At 64.9% G+C, this 16193-nt stretch carries 17 protein-coding genes; 6 read left to right on the plus strand and 11 right to left on the minus strand.

The window, feature by feature from the left end:
• Positions 1-55 precede the first annotated feature (55 nt).
• Positions 56-994, minus strand: coding sequence for a GlxA family transcriptional regulator (locus OO12_RS12420; RefSeq protein ID WP_034158987.1), 939 nt, complete (start codon positions 992-994; stop codon positions 56-58).
• Between the two features lie 118 nt (positions 995-1112).
• Between OO12_RS12420 and OO12_RS12425 the strand changes: the two genes are divergently transcribed.
• Entirely contained in the window at positions 1113-1904 is a 792-nt protein-coding gene (locus OO12_RS12425) for an SDR family NAD(P)-dependent oxidoreductase (RefSeq protein ID WP_034158988.1), read from the plus strand.
• A 24-nt stretch (positions 1905-1928) separates the two neighbouring features.
• Here OO12_RS12425 and OO12_RS12430 read toward each other — a convergent pair whose 3' ends face one another.
• The 4 genes from OO12_RS12430 to OO12_RS12445 form a co-directional block, all read right to left on the minus strand.
• Positions 1929-2819 (minus strand): alpha/beta fold hydrolase, encoded by an 891-nt coding sequence (locus tag OO12_RS12430; protein WP_034158989.1) that lies wholly within the window; start codon positions 2817-2819, stop codon positions 1929-1931.
• 66 nt (positions 2820-2885) lie between these two features.
• On the minus strand, positions 2886-4205 hold the full coding sequence (locus OO12_RS12435) for an acetamidase/formamidase family protein (RefSeq protein WP_082006506.1): 1320 nt from the start codon (positions 4203-4205) through the stop codon (positions 2886-2888).
• A 52-nt stretch (positions 4206-4257) separates the two neighbouring features.
• Positions 4258-4632 carry an antibiotic biosynthesis monooxygenase family protein gene (locus OO12_RS12440; RefSeq protein ID WP_034158990.1) on the minus strand — a complete coding sequence of 125 codons (375 nt, stop codon included), beginning with the start codon at positions 4630-4632 and terminating at the stop codon, positions 4258-4260.
• The gene (locus OO12_RS12445; RefSeq protein ID WP_034158991.1) at positions 4629-4958 is read right to left on the minus strand and encodes an NIPSNAP family protein; all 330 of its coding nucleotides are present in this window, start codon (positions 4956-4958) and stop codon (positions 4629-4631) included. The genes OO12_RS12440 and OO12_RS12445 overlap by 4 nt, the downstream gene beginning before the upstream one ends.
• 137 nt (positions 4959-5095) lie before the next feature.
• Here OO12_RS12445 and OO12_RS12450 point away from each other — a divergent pair, with 137 nt between their 5' ends.
• Complete coding sequence (locus OO12_RS12450; RefSeq protein WP_034158992.1) at positions 5096-5797, plus strand: ArsR/SmtB family transcription factor; 702 nt, start codon at positions 5096-5098, stop codon at positions 5795-5797.
• Between the two features lie 137 nt (positions 5798-5934).
• On the opposite strand, the gene OO12_RS12455 is transcribed toward OO12_RS12450, so the two are convergent.
• From OO12_RS12455 to OO12_RS28560, 5 genes are all read right to left on the minus strand, one after another.
• Positions 5935-7251: an alpha/beta hydrolase family protein gene (locus OO12_RS12455; RefSeq protein ID WP_052215815.1), complete on the minus strand. Its 1317-nt coding sequence runs from the start codon at positions 7249-7251 to the stop codon at positions 5935-5937.
• A 28-nt stretch (positions 7252-7279) separates the two neighbouring features.
• A complete protein-coding gene (locus OO12_RS28555) occupies positions 7280-7765 on the minus strand; it encodes a MarR family winged helix-turn-helix transcriptional regulator (RefSeq protein WP_052215816.1) in 486 nt (161 codons plus the stop codon).
• 77 nt (positions 7766-7842) lie between these two features.
• Positions 7843-8790, minus strand: coding sequence for a fatty acid desaturase family protein (locus OO12_RS12465; protein WP_052215864.1), 948 nt, complete (start codon positions 8788-8790; stop codon positions 7843-7845).
• Positions 8790-9560, minus strand: a complete 771-nt coding sequence (locus tag OO12_RS12470) for a crotonase/enoyl-CoA hydratase family protein (RefSeq protein ID WP_034158993.1) — start codon at positions 9558-9560, stop codon at positions 8790-8792. The genes OO12_RS12465 and OO12_RS12470 overlap by 1 nt, the downstream gene beginning before the upstream one ends.
• Positions 9557-9730, minus strand: a complete 174-nt coding sequence (locus OO12_RS28560; RefSeq protein WP_160296797.1) for a hypothetical protein — start codon at positions 9728-9730, stop codon at positions 9557-9559. Before OO12_RS28560 ends, OO12_RS12470 begins: the two co-directional genes overlap by 4 nt.
• Before the next feature lie 59 nt (positions 9731-9789).
• Between OO12_RS28560 and OO12_RS12475 the strand changes: the two genes are divergently transcribed.
• On the plus strand, positions 9790-10578 hold the full coding sequence (locus tag OO12_RS12475; RefSeq protein ID WP_034158994.1) for a hypothetical protein: 789 nt from the start codon (positions 9790-9792) through the stop codon (positions 10576-10578).
• 168 nt (positions 10579-10746) lie between these two features.
• On the plus strand, positions 10747-13605 hold the full coding sequence (locus OO12_RS12480; protein WP_034158995.1) for a M16 family metallopeptidase: 2859 nt from the start codon (positions 10747-10749) through the stop codon (positions 13603-13605).
• Between the two features lie 36 nt (positions 13606-13641).
• On the opposite strand, the gene OO12_RS12485 is transcribed toward OO12_RS12480, so the two are convergent.
• The gene (locus OO12_RS12485) at positions 13642-14856 is read right to left on the minus strand and encodes an MFS transporter (protein ID WP_034158996.1); all 1215 of its coding nucleotides are present in this window, start codon (positions 14854-14856) and stop codon (positions 13642-13644) included.
• A 98-nt stretch (positions 14857-14954) separates the two neighbouring features.
• Between OO12_RS12485 and OO12_RS12490 the strand changes: the two genes are divergently transcribed.
• On the plus strand, positions 14955-15731 hold the full coding sequence (locus OO12_RS12490; protein WP_034158997.1) for an AraC family transcriptional regulator: 777 nt from the start codon (positions 14955-14957) through the stop codon (positions 15729-15731).
• A gap of 156 nt (positions 15732-15887) precedes the next feature.
• A complete protein-coding gene (locus OO12_RS12495) occupies positions 15888-16178 on the plus strand; it encodes a hypothetical protein (RefSeq protein ID WP_034158998.1) in 291 nt (96 codons plus the stop codon).
• Positions 16179-16193 lie beyond the last annotated feature (15 nt).

The following is a 16193-nucleotide window of genomic DNA, read 5'->3' on the forward strand; positions in this document are numbered from 1 at the left end:
CCTTCAAGGCAAGGCTTCGACAGGCTCAGTCCAAGCGCGAGGGTGCTGGTCGCGATCAAGCATCGGCGCGCGCGTTCCGGCGGATGGTCAAGGGTGGCTGGCCGAAGGCGCGCAGAAAGGCGCGCCGCATCCGCTCACGGTCGGCAAAGCCGGTTTCGCGCGCGACAATGTCGATCGGGTGGCGGCTTTGCTCCATCATCAGGCGCGCCGCTTCGACGCGCAGATTCTCCACCGCCTTGGCCGGGGACTGGCCGGTCTCGGCGCGGAACGCGCGGCTGAACTGTCGTGGGCTGAGATGTGCCGCTTCGGCCAGGGCTTCGACCGGCAGCGGTGTGCTCAGGTTGCGTCGGGCATAATCGAGCGCGCTCTGAATCCGGTCGGACTTGGGTTCGAGTTCGAGCAGCGCGGAATGTTGCGACTGGCCGCCCGCACGGCGATGATAGACCACCAGCTTCTTCGCCACCGATCGCGCGATATCGCCGCCCAGATCCTTTTCGACCATCGCGAGTGCCAGGTCGACGCCCGCGGTCATCCCGGCCGACGTCCAGATATGGTCGTCGATGATGAAGATGCGGTCCTCCTCCAGTTTCACCTTGGGAAAGCCGGCCTGGAACTCGCGCGCGAGCAGCCAGTGCGTGGTCGCGCGCCGCCCGTCGAGCAACCCCGCCTCCGCCAGTACAAATGCGCCGGTGCAGATCGACGCCAGCCGCCGTGTCGATGCCGCCGCAGCGCGGACATAGGCCAGAAGCCCCGGCGACATATCGGGTACGCCGGTGCCGCCGCACACCAATATCGTGTCGAAGCGCGAGGCGTCGAACGCCACACTGTCCATCCCGGCCCCGATCGAACTTCCCACTTTGCCGCCATGTTCGGAAATGATGTGGATGTCATAAAGCGGCTCGCCGGTGGTGACGTTGGCGAACTCGAACACCGAGAGTGCGGCCAGACTCATTATCTGGAAGCCGGGGAAGATGACGAAGGCGATGCGTTGCATGGCGTGATTCCGGCTATGTCCTAAAAAGTGGTATATATGACATTTGAGACAAATGTCACTCACCCTATCTCCACTCCACAACGCCGGGCTCTCCGTCCGACGCTCAAGGAGTTTCGATATGACCAGCAATAAGGGTACCGCCGTCGTCACCGGCGCCTCGACCGGGATCGGCGCGATTTATGCCGACCGCCTCGCGCGGCGCGGTTACGACCTGATCGTCGTGGCGCGCAGTCGCGACAGGCTCGATACGCTCGCCGCGCGCATCACCAGCGAGACCGGGCGATCTGTCGAAGTGATCGCCGCCGATCTCGGCGACAAGGCCGGGCTCGCCCGGGTCGAGGATCTGCTCAGGACCGATGCCAGCATCACCTTGCTGGTCAACAATGCCGGGGTCGGCGCGGCCGCGACGCTGCTCGATGCCGATATCGACAAGATGGAGGAGATGATCACGCTCAACGTCACTGCACTGACGCGGCTGACCTATGCGGTCGCGCCCGGCCTGGTCGCGCGGGGGGGCGGTACGATCGTCAATATCGCTTCGATCGTCGCGATCGGGCCGGAAATCCTCAATGGCGTCTATGGCGGCTCGAAGGCGTTCGTGCTCGCGCTCAGCCAGTCGCTGCATCACGAACTCGGCGACAAGGGCATCCGCGTGCAAGCGGTGTTGCCCGGCGCGACCGCGACCGATTTCTGGGATGTGGCCGGCATTTCGATCGCTCATCTGCCAAGTGAGATCGTGATGCAGGCGACCGACATGGTCGATGCGGCGCTGGCCGGGCTCGACGCGGGAGAGTTGGTGACAATCCCGGCGCTGCCCGACATTGCCGACTGGGACGCATATGAAGCGGCGCGGCAGACATTGCTGCCGAACCTGTCGCATACTCAACCCGCCGCACGCTACGCCGCCTGAGGTCCGTCGCGGCCTGGCGCAGACTCAGGCCGTGGCGGGCTGCCGCGCGACTTCCTCGAATGCGTCGAGGATCGTCGGGATCAGCGCCACCGGTATGTCATGACCCATGCCGGGAATCTCCAGCAGCTTCGCCCCCGGAATGGTCGCGGCGGTGTCGCGGCCGCCCTCGACCGGAACCAGCGGATCGTCAACGCCATGGATCACCATGGTCGGCGCAGTAATCGTCGCGATGGCACGGCGGCGGTCCCCGGCAACATAGATCGCCGCCATGTGACGGGTGAAGCCGGTGGGATGGAAGCTACGCTCGAAATTGCTCTGGATACGCTGGCGCAACGCCTCTGCATCGGTGGGGTAGCTGGGGCTGCCGATCACGCGCGCGGTGTTGATGCCGTGCGCAACGATCGATTCCAGGTCGATGCCCGCCGGGCGTGTGGTCAGCGCCGCCATCGCCGTGGCGCTGGACTGCGGCACCGCGGGATTGCCCGTGGTCGACATGATCGAGGTGAGTGACAAGGTACGCGCCGGCCAAGTGGCTGCGAAGATCTGCGCGATCATCCCACCCATCGATCCGCCGAGGATGTGCGCGCGTTCGATGCCGAGCGCGTCGAGCAGGCCCGCGGCGTCCGCGGCCATGTCGTTGAGCGTATAGGGAACCGACGGTGTCATTCCTGTGAACAGCGTTGCGGCGAGCTGCACCAGGTTCGGCACACCCGCCGCGTCGAACTTGGCCGACAGCCCGACATCACGATTGTCGTAGCGGATCACGCGATAGCCACGCTCGACCAGTCCATCGACCAGCTGGATCGGCCACCAGGTGAGCTGCGCGCCGAGCCCCATGATCAGCAGCACGGCGGGAGCGCCGTCCGGACCATAGCTTTCATATTCGATGCTGATGGCGTTGGCTTGGATCTTCATGGGCGCACTCCTTGTGGCGGCCCATCGCAGCACAACGCGGGCGCGGCAAGGAGAGTCACGTTGAATTCAGTCTTTGCCGGGGGTGATCCGGGGCGGCAGGATCGCTTTGTCGATCCGCGCCGCGACGCCGACGCTGCGCCCGGCCAGATTGGGCACCGAATAGCGCATGCCCACGCCCAGCACTTGCGCGGCCTGTGACAGGGTCAGCCCGTAATCCTGTTGCAGCCAGGCGACCATGCCAGTGCTCGCTGCCTTGAGCGCTTCGTCGAGCGAACCCGCCTGACCCAGCACCATGATCTCGCGCGGCGATTCCACGCGCGGCATGGGAATGTGCTTGTGCTTGATCAGCGTGACGCTGAATTCGACCTGCATCGAGGTTTCCAGCGCATATTGCGATGTCTCGCCATCGCCTTGCAGCGCATGGGCATCGCCGAGATAGAGTAGGGCGCCCGGCTGCTGAACCGGCAGATAGACGGTGTTGCCCTCGACCACTTCGTTGAAGTCCATATTGCCGCCAAATGATCCGGTATCGCCGGTCGAGAGCGGTGCCGAACCGAATCCCGGCGCCACCGCCAGGCCGCCGAGCATTGGGCGGACCGGGATCGAGAATTCTGCCAGCGCGCCGTTCGCGCCTTGCGGACTGGCACGTCCGGCCGCGCGGTCCAGCGTCCAGCGGACCGGCTTGCCGAGATCGCCGGCCTTGGCGATGAGGCTTGCTCCCAGCGCCCGCCCGACGATCGTGTCGAGGCTGTCGGCATAATCGCGGTCGAGTCGCAGCTTCATGATATGGATCGCCAGCGTATCGCCTGGCGCGGCACCGGCAATGAAGAACGGCCCGGTCTGCGGGTTGCCGAATAGCGCGACGGTCTTGCCGTTCGCATCAACGCCGCCTGAATCGATCGTGTTGGTCACGACGCTGTCGCCCGGCCAGAGGGTCAGCACTGGCAAGCGATGCGGGTCGAAGCTGTTGGCGTAATCGGTCGGCTGGAAGCGCCAGCTGCGCGGTGGCCCGGGTGCGCGGTCCGCGATGCGCCGCGCGGTGAAGCCATGCCGCACGCGGCGATCGGGGAAGTTGCTGTCGGGGAGGTCCGCCTCGCCAGTCATCGCCGTGCCGGCTTGCGTGCCGGTAAAGGCATAGACAACGCCCTTGGCGTCCTGTGCCGAGAAGCGGACCGCTTTGCCTATGGCGCTGCCGGTCACCGGATCGCCATCGAGTTCACCACTCAGCCGATCACCGTCGCGCACCAGAGTGAGCGTGGAATAGGCCGGGTTGCCCCACATATCCTGGATCACGACCCAGTGCTCCGGCGCCACGCCGGATCCAGGTTGGGCGATCGACGGCGTGGCGATCAGGTGCAGGGCCATCGCGATGAGCAGGCGTCGCATGATCTCTCCAGTTTCGACTACAAATGTAGTCATACCCGCAAGAGGGATGCCGTCAACCGCTGTCGCGCCCGTCTGCCGAGGTGTCGCCATGCACCGCGCGGCTGTCGCGCGGTGCATGGGTGCGATCGGTCAGGCCATAGTCGCGCGCTACCTCCGCGATGCGCAGCCGGTAATCGATGAAGACGCCGCTACGGCCCTTCGCCTGGGTAGCGCGGTGGTCGGGAGTGTTGCGCCATGCCGCGACCGCCGCTTCGTCGCGCCAGAACGATAGCGAGAGCAATTTGCCCGGCTCGGCAAGGCTTTCGAATCGCTCGATCGAGAGGAAGCCGTCGATCAGATCGAGCGCGGGGCGTAGCTGCGCGGCGAGATCGAGATAATGCTCGCGCTCGCCCGGTGCCGGCCACACTTCGAAGATCACCGCAATCATGGCCGTACCAGCGGCGCATGCGGAGCGGAGGCAAGGCGCAGGAACAGCCGGTCCTCGCGCTGGATGAATTGTTCGCGCTGGCTGAATTCGTAATTCTCGCGGCCGAGCGGATCGTCGCGCAACCGGGCGCGGTACGCTTCGTACGCGGCCAGGTCTTCAATGGCGTAGACGCCATAGGCGGTGGTCGCCGACCCTTCATGCGGCGCGAAATAGCCGATCAGATCGGCGCCGCAACGCGGGATCGCTTCGCCCCAGTTGCGCGCATACTCCTCGAACTGGCGGATTTTATAGGGATCGAGCTCGTAGCGGATGAAGCAAGTGATCATGTCGTGTCTCCGTAAATGCCGGGACAGCCAGTAAAGCTTCGGGCAAGGTGATGGTTCGGCCGAGGCCGAAACATTATCGGTCGCTCTGGAGCAAGGATCGGGCGGACTAGGGTCAGACGGGCAAAGATTGGGACATCATGACGAGCATTTCCTCCCTGGCCGAGATCGCATCGCTGATCGGCGAACCCGCGCGCACCGTGATGCTGGTCACCTTGATGGATGGTCGAGCGCTGACTGCGGGTGAACTGGCGCGCGCGGCAGGCGTGACCGCACCGACCGCGAGCGGGCACCTGGCGCGCATGCTCGAGGCGAGTCTGATCGCGGTCGAGGCGCAGGGCCGGCACCGTTATTACCGGCTTTCCTCGCCGTCGGTCGGCGCCATGCTCGAACAAATGATGGGCGTCGCTGCGACGGTTGGCGATCCCGGGCTGATCGCGCGTCGGCGGATCGTCACTGGCCCGCGTGACAAGGCGCTACGTCATGCGCGTGTCTGTTACGACCACCTCGCGGGTGAAGTCGCGGTCGCCATCGCCGATGCATTGATCGCCAGCGGCCGGATCGATCTGGCGCGCGACGGCGCGGCGGTGACGGGTGAGGGGCTGGGATTTCTCGCTTCGGTTGGCGTGACGCTGGATGCGTCGGCATCGGGCCCGGTATTCTGCCGCCCGTGCCTCGACTGGAGCGAGCGCCGCCCGCACATCGCCGGCGCGGTGGGCAGCTCGCTGTACCGGAGCTTGCTCGAGCGGCACTGGCTGCGCCGGGTCGAAAGCAGCCGCGCAGTGACGATCACTCCGGCTGGTGTGATGGGGCTGGAAAGCCGCTTCGGAGTCAGGGTCTAGAGTTTGATGCAGCTGCGCTGAAGCGCGGCACCGCCCTCCACAGCCATTCCAACGATGCGTTGCATCGCCGGAATGGCTGTGGAGGGCGGTGCCGTCTTGCTGAATCAAACTCTAAGGTGACGCCGTCGGGGATTCGGCTAGCGAATGATCCGGGCATCGTCATAAGCGGTATCGAGCCGACGCCCGCGCGCGAAACCGGTCAGAAGGCGCTGCAGCGATGCGGGCTGCCGCGTCGAGAGCCGTTCGTCGCCTTTGACTTCGAAGCGGTACAAGCCGTGCTCGGTACCGGGATAGACAATGACCGAAATCGGGCGCCCCTGCTTCTTCAGGGCCATGAGGCGGCGATAGGTCTCGAGATACGGCGCATCGATATCGTCCCCACCCAAAATCCACAGCTGCGGTGTCTTCAGCGTCCGCAGTACCGGCATCGGATCATAATCGGGAATGATCCCCGCAAACAGACGCGGTGCCTTGTCCCGCACTTCTGCCTCGGGCGTATTGATCACATAGTTGGTCAAATTGCCGCGCACGAAGCGAAACCAGGGCTCACCGCGATACTTGTCCAGCACGACGCGAAGGGCATCATAGCCGGAACGAAAACCGTCCCGGGCAATCGCCTGTGCGGCCGCGCCGATCTCCTGCGCCTTGGCGACCTCCACCGCCCCGAATCCGTGCCGGGTCATGTCGAGCGTCAGCGCTTCCTGATCTTCCGCGATCGGCGATACGGCGAGCCCATAGCCGACAATGACGAAATCCACGCCGCCGCGCGTTGCCGCCAGCGGCGCGGTCCAGCCGCCCTGGCTCGTGCCGTAATAGCCCACGCGCCCGGCCCGCGTGCCCGCCAGCGATTTGGCGGTGGCCAGCGCCGCGCGCGCATCCGTCGCCAACTGATTGAGGTCGTGGGTGAACAGGCCTTTGGAGTTTCCTGTGCCGCGCTTGTCATAGACAAAGACGCCGATACCCTGTGCCGGGAGCATTCGTTGCAATGCATAAGTGCGTAGCGCTGAACTATCTTCCGAACCATGTACGAGGATCACGATCGGCACAGCGCCGCGCCCGGCAGGCAAAATGAGTCTCCCGGCGAGTTGCGCGTCGCCGCTGACGAAGTGCGTTTCGCGCGTCGGGAAATTTTCCTGCGTGCCGGGCATGCCGGCAAACCGGATCCTGCCCTGACCACAGTCTGACAGATCGACGATTTTGCCATCGTCGCGGTCGGTCCAGCCCAGCGTGCTCGACCATTGACCGTCGGGCCGGAGCGACAACAGCCCCGATGTGCCGTCCAGCCGCCGCCAGCGGAAATGGCCTTCACCTGACGGTGCGATGTCTATGCCGGATCCGTCGGCGAGACGATAATATCCTGCGACACATGCCGTGGCCGGGGACTCGGCCGAAGCCGGTGCGGGAACCGCCAACAGCGCCATAATCGCGGTTTCGAACAGTCGCTTCAACACCATGCATCTCCGTCCATCGATCGGCACTGGCTCACTGCGGCGAGCCGATCCGGTCACGCAGCGTTCTGACTCGCAATGCCTCCAGCGCATCATCGAGCACCGTCACCAGGTTCACGCCGGTTTCAGCGAACAAGTCTTCCATGGCACGCGCATGCGCACCGATCGCGGCCTGGATGGTGCGCGCTTCCGCTTCGCCGGATCGCGTCAATTGATAGGGGCGGCGTCTGGCGTCATGCGGATCGGCGAAGCGCTCGACCAGCTCCAGTTTCTCCAGCGGTTTGAGCCGCGACGACAGTAGCTGATGCGACTGGCCGTCGGTCCGCGCCATTTCCGCCAGGCTGGCGGGCCCGCGCTCGAGCAAGAACAGCAAGGCGGAATGCGCCTGGATCGGCGCTTGTAATCCCGCCGCATCGGCCAGCGCCTGAGTGGACGCGCACAAGGTCTCGGTCAGGCGCTCCGCCAGATGCGCCACAAAGGCCGGCCTCAGGTCGCCGAGAAATTCGAGCGCGCGCTGCATGCGGTAATATATCCAAATATTTGCGCAATTATTTGCATATATTGGACGACCGCGCAAGAGCCGCTTGCCGACCTCGATCAGGCCGAGGCGGCCATCCGCATCGTCGCGCGATAGCCGGGCTGGATCTCCATTCGGTCGACGATGCCATTGTCGACAAGCAGGCGGTGAAGTGTCTTCAATCGATAGCAGGGAACGTAGAGCATGAAGTGATGCTCGGCGTGATAATTGACGTAATAAGGGGCCAGGAATGTCCGCGCGATCCATCCGGCGCGCGTCGTCCGCGCCACGCGCCAGGGGTCGGCATGAGGCAGCACGGCATGTTCGGCGATATTGCGGATTCGCGTCACCGCCTGATACCAGGTGAGCAGCGGCAGTATCCAGAGTAGCGGATAGAGCCACCAATGGCCGGCGGCAGTCAGTATGCCGAGCAGCAGCAGGTTCATGAAGAGCTGGCGGCCCATAGACCCCGCAAACATCCATAGCCGCGTGACGAAGGGGGTGCCCGGTCGGCCCAGGGCGGCGGCGATCTGCGCGCGGCGCTGCTTGAAACCGGTCTGGCCGGTGAGATCGCGGACCAGCTTGCGGCGAATGCTGGCGCGCGTGGTCGGGAAGGGCGCCGACAGGACGATGTCCGGATCCTGCGTGGTTTGTGCATGGGCGTGATGCTGCATGTGATAATGCCGGTATGACAAGGTGTCGCCGAATACCGGATAAGCGCAAAGCCATTGGCTCAGCCACAGATTGAGCTTCTGGTTCGCTGCCAGGCCGCCATGCGCGCCTTCATGCAGCAGGATCGCCAGGCCGAGTTGCCGTGAGCCGATCACTATGATCGCGAGCAGGATGGTCAACGGGTTGGGCCATAGCGCCGCCAGCGCCATCATCGCGACGATGGCGCCCCAGCAATGCAGGATCATGCCGATGCCGCGCAATGTCGAACGCTTGCGCACCGCAAGAATCTGTTCGCGAGTCAGGTGATGGTGCAGGTTGATCCGTCGCAGTTCGGCTGGGGGCGCGGCCCTCGTCATCATTCCTTCTCCGATCCGAATGCCCCACCCCGGCCGGCGCCCTCGGCGAAGCGTTTGGCGCCACGCGACGCTTCTTCCTGCAACGGTGCCATGCCACCATGCCCCTCCGCCTTCAGCGCCTGATCGAGCGGCAAATCCCATTGCGCATGGGTCGAGAGGCGATCAGCGCGGAGGCATGTTTGCGGGAATGCGGCAATGTCCCGGGCCAGCCCTTGTGCCGCCGCCAACGCATCGCCCGTCGGAACGACGCGGTTCGCCAGGCCGATCGCCATCGCTTCACGCGCGTCAACCGGCCGTCCCGTCAGGATCATGTCGAGCGCGTGCCCCTGGCCGACGATGCGCGGCAGCCGCACCGTGCCGCCATCGATCAGCGGCACGCCCCAGCGTCGGCAGAAGACGCCGAAGATTGCCGTTTCCGACACGACACGGAGGTCGCACCACAATGCCAGTTCCAATCCGCCGGCAACGGCATGCCCCTCGATCGCGGCGATCACTGGCTTGCTTAGCAGTAGCCGCGTCGGCCCCATCGGCCCCGGCCCTTCGGGATCATGACGCGAAGTGCCGTCGCCGACGCGAGTCAGATCGAACCCCGCGCAGAAATGACCGTTCGATCCGGTCAATATGGCGACGCGCAAATCCGCATCAGCGTCGAACGCCGTAAAGGCGTCGCGCAACGCGACCGCAGTTTCGGGGTCGACCGCACCGCGCCGTTCCGGCCGCACGATTGCGATCGTGCGCACGACGCCCTCATCGGTGATGCGAACACTCATGCGATCCTGTCCCCGGTCGGCATGCGCCGCGAAGCCTGCACCGCGATCGGGTCGCTGCTGTCGCGTTCGGCTATCGCTTGCGTGACGCCGGCATCCTGCGCACGTTCGCGGGACCAGATGCCCTCGGGCATATGGTTGACGACGCCCAGGCCTTTCACAGGCAGTGCCATTGCCATTTTCTCCTATTGTTTCCATAATTGGCAGAATAGACCGTTTTATGCAACAAGACATGACGCCTCCTACCATTACCGCGCGCACGGTCGTGCTCGATTTGCTCGGAACCGGGGAGCATGTGCGTTATTCGACCGCGCAGTTGGTTCGTGCCGGCGCTGCGTTCGGAATTGGTGCGGCGGGCATGAGAACCGCGATCACCCGCCTCAACGCCGAGGCGCGCGTGCGCCAGATCGGGCGCGGCGCTTATGCCGCCGGACAGGCCAGCGAGCCCTTGCAGCGCCGGCTGCGCGACTGGCGGAACGTGCTGGCGAAGCGGATCGACTGGAACGGCGAATGGTTGCTTGCGGTGGCCGGCCCGGCCGAGCGCGCTAACCGGAACCTCTGGCGCCGAACGCTGCGCGCCTTCGATTTCAACGGTTTTATGGAGGCGGAGCCCGGCCTATGGGTTCGGCCCGACAATCTCATCGGCGGGGCCAGCGCGGCGCGAGAGCGCCTGGCGGATTTCGGCTATGCCGAGACTTTGTTGGTGGTCAGCGCCACCGGGTTGGACGACGCGCGCGATGGACATTTTCGCGGCTTGTGGAACGCCGATGCGATGAATGCGGCGCTGGCCGGCGCGATGGGGAATCTGATCCGACATCGGACGGAAATCGCCACGCAAGACCCTGCGCAGATCGCTGCCGCAACCTTGCTTCATGGTCGCGCGGCGATCCGGGCGATCGTTCATGATCCACTCCTGCCCGACCAGCTTTGCTCGCCGTCCCCGCTACAGCGGTTGATCGCCGACATGGATGCCTATGACCATATCGGCCGGCGGGCCTGGCAGACCTATCTTACGGCGTGAAGCCAATGTCGGAGAGAATGCGTCTTGTTTTGATGGCATCGACGATCTTCGAGCCGTTGATGGCAAACCGCATACCGCTGCTGCCGTTGCGCTTGACATTGCGGCACACGGTTCGATTCTGGCGGCAGATTTCCGGGCAGCGGTGATCCAGATGACGAAAGGGGAACTATGAGATCGGTGTTTTGCCTGGCCCGTGCGGGCGTCGCCGCGATGGCGCTGGCGTCCGGTGGTGCGGGACTGGCGGCCGGTGGCGAGAAGCGTGCGGCTCCCACCCCCATAGTCTCGGCCGAAGTGCCCCCGATCCAGTATAAGGAACGCATCCTCCGGAACGGCCTGCGCATACTCTCGCTCAGGGATACGACCACGCCCAATGTCTCGGTGTCGATCTGGTATGGCGTGGGGTCGAAGCATGATCCCGACAAACGCTCGGGCTTCGCGCATCTGTTCGAGCACATCCTCAGCCGCAAGACGGTGAACATGCCCTATAACATGATCAACCGGCTGACCGAGGATGTCGGCGGGGTGCGCAACGCCTCGACCAGTTTCGATCGGACCAATTATTACGAGACGGTGCCGGCGCAGTATCTCGAAACCATGTTGTGGACTCATGCCGAACGCATGGCGCGTCCGGTGATCGATAAGGAAGTGTTCGAGACCGAGCGCAATGTGGTGAAGGAGGAATTGCGTCAGCGCGTGCTCGCACCGCCTTATGGTCGCCTGTATAACTTCGCGATGACCGAGAATGGCTTCGACGTGCTACCGCACCGTCGCCCGGTCATTGGCAGCATCGCCGATCTCGATGCGGCAACGCTGGAGGATGCCCGCGCTTTTCATGAGGCCTATTACGGGCCGGATACCGCGACGCTGATCGTGGCGGGCAATTTCGACGAAGCGCGGCTGCAGGCTTTTGTCGATCGCTATTTCGCGGCCATTCCGAAGCGCGCCAAGCCTATTTCACTGGCCATCAAAGGCAGCGAGCCGCCCATGGCCCTGCGGCGGATCAACGCTACCGGGCCCAATGTGCCGCTGCCGCTGGTCGGTGCGCTCTATAAGGTGCCGGGTGCGACTCACCCCGATCGCGAAGCGCTTGAGGTGATGGCCGCGCTGCTCGGCCGGGGCGAGACGTCGCGGCTGTACCGGACATTGGTGCGCACCGGCAAAGCCAGCCGGATCGACGCGGATCTGGACGTTACCGGAGAGGCGGGGGTACTCGCGCCGATCGCGATCCTGAGCGCCGGGCAGGATGTCGAAGCAGTGGCTGGCGCGCTTGACGCCGAGCTGAAGACCATTGCCACGGTCGAAGTGTCCGATGCCGAACTGGGCGAGGCGCGGAGCCAGTTGTTGTCCGATGCGCTTGAGGAACGCGAGACTTTCTCCGGGCGTGCGTTCGAACTGGGCGAAGAACTGGTGCTTACGGGCGATCCTAAAGCGGCCGACAAAAGGCTGGCCGCGATCGCCAGGGTGACTAAGGCCGATGTTCTGCGCGTAGCAAAGCGCTATCTCGACCCCGGGGCACGGGTTGAAGTTCGCTACACCAATGGCGACGGCAATCCCGCGAGTTGGGCCAACCCCGTGCCAATGCCGACCTTCACCATCGTCCCCGCAGCGCAGGGCACCGCCAATCAGTTGGGGGCGGAAGGCGCGCGCCAGACGCCGCCGGGGCCGGGTCCGGTCCCGGCAGTGGCCATACCGAAGATCGTCGAAACGCGGCTCGACAATGGCGCTCGGGTCGTGGCGATCAAAACCGGGTCGGTGCCGCTGGCGACGATGAGTGTGGTGATTGCGGGCGGCGCGTCGACCGATCCGGACGGCAAGGCAGGGCTGGCGCGCTTCGCCGCCAATCTCGCGACCAAGGGCACCGCGACCCGCACCGCCGAGCAGATCGCGGCGATCCTGGAGCGGCTGGGCGGCTCGATTGCCGGCGGGGCCGGGCCCGATGGAACCACCTTCTCGATCACCGTGCCGACCGTCAATCTGGCGCAGGCCGCGGCCGTGCTGAGCGACGTGATCCGCAACGCAAGCTACCCCCAGGCCGAGTTCGATCTGGAGCGCAAGCGCGCGGTCGATCAGATTCAGGTGACGATGAAGGATCCCGGACCACTGGCCAACATGGCCATGCTACCCGTGCTGTACGGCGCGGCCCCTTATGGCCGGCAGAGCGGCGGGACGGCCAGAAGCCTGAATACGCTGAGCCGTGCCGATCTGGTCGACTATCGCCAGCGCTGGTGGCATCCCGCCAACAGCTCGATCATCGTCACCGGCGGGATCGATCCGGCGGCGGGAACCGCGCTCGTCAAAAAGCTGTTCGGGGATTGGCAAGCGGCAGGTGCGGCGCCGGAAATCCCCAAAGTGCGCGCTGGGCAGGGCAGGGCGATGCACACCATCGTCATCGACTTGCCCGGCGCTGGGCAGGCGGCGGTGATCGCGGCGGTGCGCGGGGTAAGCCGGTCGGATGCCGATTATCCCAGTCTGCTGCTCGCCAATGCAGTGCTCGGCGTCGGCTCCAATGGCCGCCTGTTCACTGAAGTACGCAGCAAGCGTGCGCTGAGCTATGGTGCTTATAGCGTGCTGCCCGCGCGCAATGACGTCGCCATGCTCTCGGCGAGCGCGCAGACCAAGAACGAGACTGCGACCGAAGTCGCCGAAATCTTCCTGAATGAGTTCAAGCGGCTCGGTACGGAACCGATCGACGGCGACGCGCTCGACAAGCGCAAGGCCTATGTGAAGGGCAGCTATGGTCGCCAGATGGAGACGGGCGGTGGCTTCAACGCGATCATCGCCGGGCTGATCCAGCAGGGACTGGACCCCGGAGAGGCGTTCGCGCTGGCCGGGCGCCTCGACGCGGTCAAGCCTGAGGCAGCGACCGCGGTCGCGGCGCGGCTGGTCAAGCCTGACAGTAGCTGGCTGGTGATCGCGGGCGATTCCGCGAAGTTCATCGACAAGTTGCGCACGCTGCGGCCTGATGTGGTGGTGATCCCGGCGGACAAGCTCGACCTGGATTCGTCGACATTGGGCGCGGTGCGGTAAGGGATCGGCACCCTGCCGCACGAGGCGGCAGGGTAATCAGCGTTCCGGATCGGGCAGAAAGGCTGCGAGCAAACCGATCGCCGGCAGGAACGCGCAGATCGCATAGACCATCTCGATCCCTGCTTGGTCGGCGACTTCGCCCAGCACCGCCGCGCCGATTCCGCCCATGCCGAAGGAGAAGCCGAAGAACAGGCCGGAGATCATGCCGATCTTTCCCGGCACCAGCTCCTGCGCCAACACCACGATTGCGGGAAAGGCTGAAGCGAGGATCAGGCCGATCGCCACGGTCAGCGGGCCGGTCCAGAACAGGTTGGCGAGCGGCAGCAGCAAGGTGAAGGGCAGCGCGCCGAGGATCGAGAACCAGATCACATATTTGCGCCCGAACCGGTCACCGATCGGGCCGCCGGCGATCGTGCCGACCGCGACCGCGCCGAGAAAGACGAACAGATGCAGCTGCGCCACTTCGACGCTGACGCCGAAACGATGGATCAGGTAGAAAGTGAAATAGCTGGTGAGGCTTGCCAGATAGACATATTTCGAAAAGATCAGCGCGAGCAGGATGGCGATGCCGCCCAGCACTTTCCCGCGCGGCAATGTCGGCAAGGCTTGCCTGGCCGCCTTGCCGCGTGACAGGCGGGCCAGGCCGTGATGCCGGTACCATTGCCCGACATTCCACAGGATCGCGCAGGACAGCAGCGCGAGCATGGCGAAGAAGGCCAGGCTCGACTGGCCCCAATGCACCACCACGATCGCGGCGGCGAGCGGGCCGAGCGCCGATCCCGCGTTGCCGCCGACCTGGAACATCGACTGCGCCAGGCCATGCCGCCGCCCTGCGGCCATGCGCGCGACGCGCGACGATTCGGGATGGAACACCGACGATCCCATGCCGAGCAGCGCCGCCCCGACCAGCAACAGCCAATAGCTGTGCGCCGCCGACAGCACGAGCAGACCCGCGAGCGAGAACAGCGTCCCGCCGGGCAGGGCGAGCGGCGTCGGGCGCTTGTCGGCATAAAGCCCGATCAGCGGCTGCAGGATCGATGCGGTCAGCTGATAGACCAGCGTCACCAGCCCGATCTGGCTGAACGACAAGCCGAGTTCGGTCTTCAGATTGGGATAGATCGCCGGCAGCAACGACTGCATCATATCGTTGAGCAAGTGACAGAAGCTGATCGCGATGATCACGCCGAACACGGTGGTCTCGATGGCGGGGTTCTTGGCGGGAAGCGGCGCGACGGCTCCGGGGGCGTTCATTCGGCATTCCTCGGTAACGATGGAGCGTTCCCCTAACGCTTCCCATCCTGACCCGCATTCCTGTATGGGTCTTTCACTTTTGCGAGTGGGACAGACTCATGCCCTGGAGCAATCCGGCCCTGGTTGAGGACATTGCGCGGCCAATCGTCGCGGTGGGGAATGAATATCCACCGGCCTTCGAACTCGACTGGCATCAGCATCGCCGCGGCCAGCTGCTTTACGCCGCGCGGGGCGTGGTGGTGGTCAGCACGCGCAGCGGTGCCTGGGTTGCGCCGCCGGAACGCGCGATCTGGACGCCTGGCGGCTGTGCCCATGCGGTGCGCATGGTCGGTGCGGTCAGCACGCGCAGCGTCCTGATCGAGCCCGGAATTCTTGGCTCGCTTGGCGATTGCAACAAGGTCATCCAGGTCTCACCCCTGCTGCGCAGCCTGTTGGAGGCGTCGTGCGAGATCGTGCCGGAATATGACATGGACGGACGCGACGGCATGGTCATGGCGTTGCTGCTCGCCGAACTGGCGCGCGCGCCGACCGTCCCGCTCGCGGTGCCGTTTCCCAAGACGATGGAGATGGTGCGCAAATGCCAGGCGTTTCTGGAACGGCCAACGCCGCACGACACGATCGACTTGTGGAGTGCTGCTCTCGGCATGGGGCGGCGCGCCTTTACTCGCTCATTTCGCAAGGAAACCGGGCTCAGCTTCGGCGCCTGGCGGCAGCAGGCTTGCCTGCTCATCGCACTGCCGCGGCTGGCGGCGGGAGAGGCGGTGACGACCATTGCGCTTGACCTTGGTTATGAAAGCCCGGCGGCGTTCACCACGATGTTCAAGCGGCTGACCGGGGTCGCGCCGAGCCATTATCGCCCTGGTGGCGTCACCTGAGACGAAAACGGTTAACGCTTGCGTGCCACGGCTCGGCAGAGTCCGGAGCTCAAAACGTGACGAGTCGAACCCTGCGTCTCTGGCCTTGCCCCATCGCCGCCGCCTATCGAAGAGGGGTCGGCGTGTATTGGCCGGCCGAAATCGGGAGTAGTTTGAATGAAAGCCATAGCCATTCTGGTGGCGGCAGCGGCGATGATGGTGCCGGCCGCGACCTTTGCCCAGACAACGCCAACCACATCGCCGTCGACCCCGACCACCGGGAGCCCGACCGAGACGGCGACGCCTGACACGGCGAATGCTCAGGCGCCTGTCGATAGCGCAACAACTGTGCCGACCGCATCGGCCGAGCCGGCAACGCCCGCCGCTTCCGACGCGACGGCGGATGCATCGGCACCGCAGGCGACGGAAGACGGCAAGTCCAAGAAGAAGCACAAGAAGCCGCATTGATCGACACGGGCACCG

Origin of the sequence: Sphingomonas sp. ERG5, from assembly GCF_000803065.1 — a bacterium.
Lineage (GTDB): Bacteria > Pseudomonadota > Alphaproteobacteria > Sphingomonadales > Sphingomonadaceae > Sphingomonas.

Coding starts and splice junctions, on each gene's coding strand:
- OO12_RS12435 (WP_082006506.1), bottom strand. CDS start 4,205: ATGCGACGCCTGCTCATCGCGATGGCCCTGCACCTGATCGCCACGCCG.
- OO12_RS12430 (WP_034158989.1), bottom strand. CDS start 2,819: ATGAAGATCCAAGCCAACGCCATCAGCATCGAATATGAAAGCTATGGT.
- OO12_RS28555 (WP_052215816.1), bottom strand. CDS start 7,765: ATGCAGCGCGCGCTCGAATTTCTCGGCGACCTGAGGCCGGCCTTTGTG.
- OO12_RS12470 (WP_034158993.1), bottom strand. CDS start 9,560: ATGAGTGTTCGCATCACCGATGAGGGCGTCGTGCGCACGATCGCAATC.
- OO12_RS12420 (WP_034158987.1), bottom strand. CDS start 994: ATGCAACGCATCGCCTTCGTCATCTTCCCCGGCTTCCAGATAATGAGT.
- OO12_RS12440 (WP_034158990.1), bottom strand. CDS start 4,632: ATGATTGCGGTGATCTTCGAAGTGTGGCCGGCACCGGGCGAGCGCGAG.
- OO12_RS28560 (WP_160296797.1), bottom strand. CDS start 9,730: ATGGCACTGCCTGTGAAAGGCCTGGGCGTCGTCAACCATATGCCCGAG.
- OO12_RS12480 (WP_034158995.1), top strand. CDS start 10,747: ATGAGATCGGTGTTTTGCCTGGCCCGTGCGGGCGTCGCCGCGATGGCG.
- OO12_RS12455 (WP_052215815.1), bottom strand. CDS start 7,251: ATGGTGTTGAAGCGACTGTTCGAAACCGCGATTATGGCGCTGTTGGCG.
- OO12_RS12425 (WP_034158988.1), top strand. CDS start 1,113: ATGACCAGCAATAAGGGTACCGCCGTCGTCACCGGCGCCTCGACCGGG.
- OO12_RS12445 (WP_034158991.1), bottom strand. CDS start 4,958: ATGATCACTTGCTTCATCCGCTACGAGCTCGATCCCTATAAAATCCGC.
- OO12_RS12450 (WP_034158992.1), top strand. CDS start 5,096: ATGACGAGCATTTCCTCCCTGGCCGAGATCGCATCGCTGATCGGCGAA.
- OO12_RS12490 (WP_034158997.1), top strand. CDS start 14,955: ATGCCCTGGAGCAATCCGGCCCTGGTTGAGGACATTGCGCGGCCAATC.
- OO12_RS12495 (WP_034158998.1), top strand. CDS start 15,888: ATGAAAGCCATAGCCATTCTGGTGGCGGCAGCGGCGATGATGGTGCCG.
- OO12_RS12465 (WP_052215864.1), bottom strand. CDS start 8,790: ATGACGAGGGCCGCGCCCCCAGCCGAACTGCGACGGATCAACCTGCAC.
- OO12_RS12485 (WP_034158996.1), bottom strand. CDS start 14,856: ATGAACGCCCCCGGAGCCGTCGCGCCGCTTCCCGCCAAGAACCCCGCC.
- OO12_RS12475 (WP_034158994.1), top strand. CDS start 9,790: ATGACGCCTCCTACCATTACCGCGCGCACGGTCGTGCTCGATTTGCTC.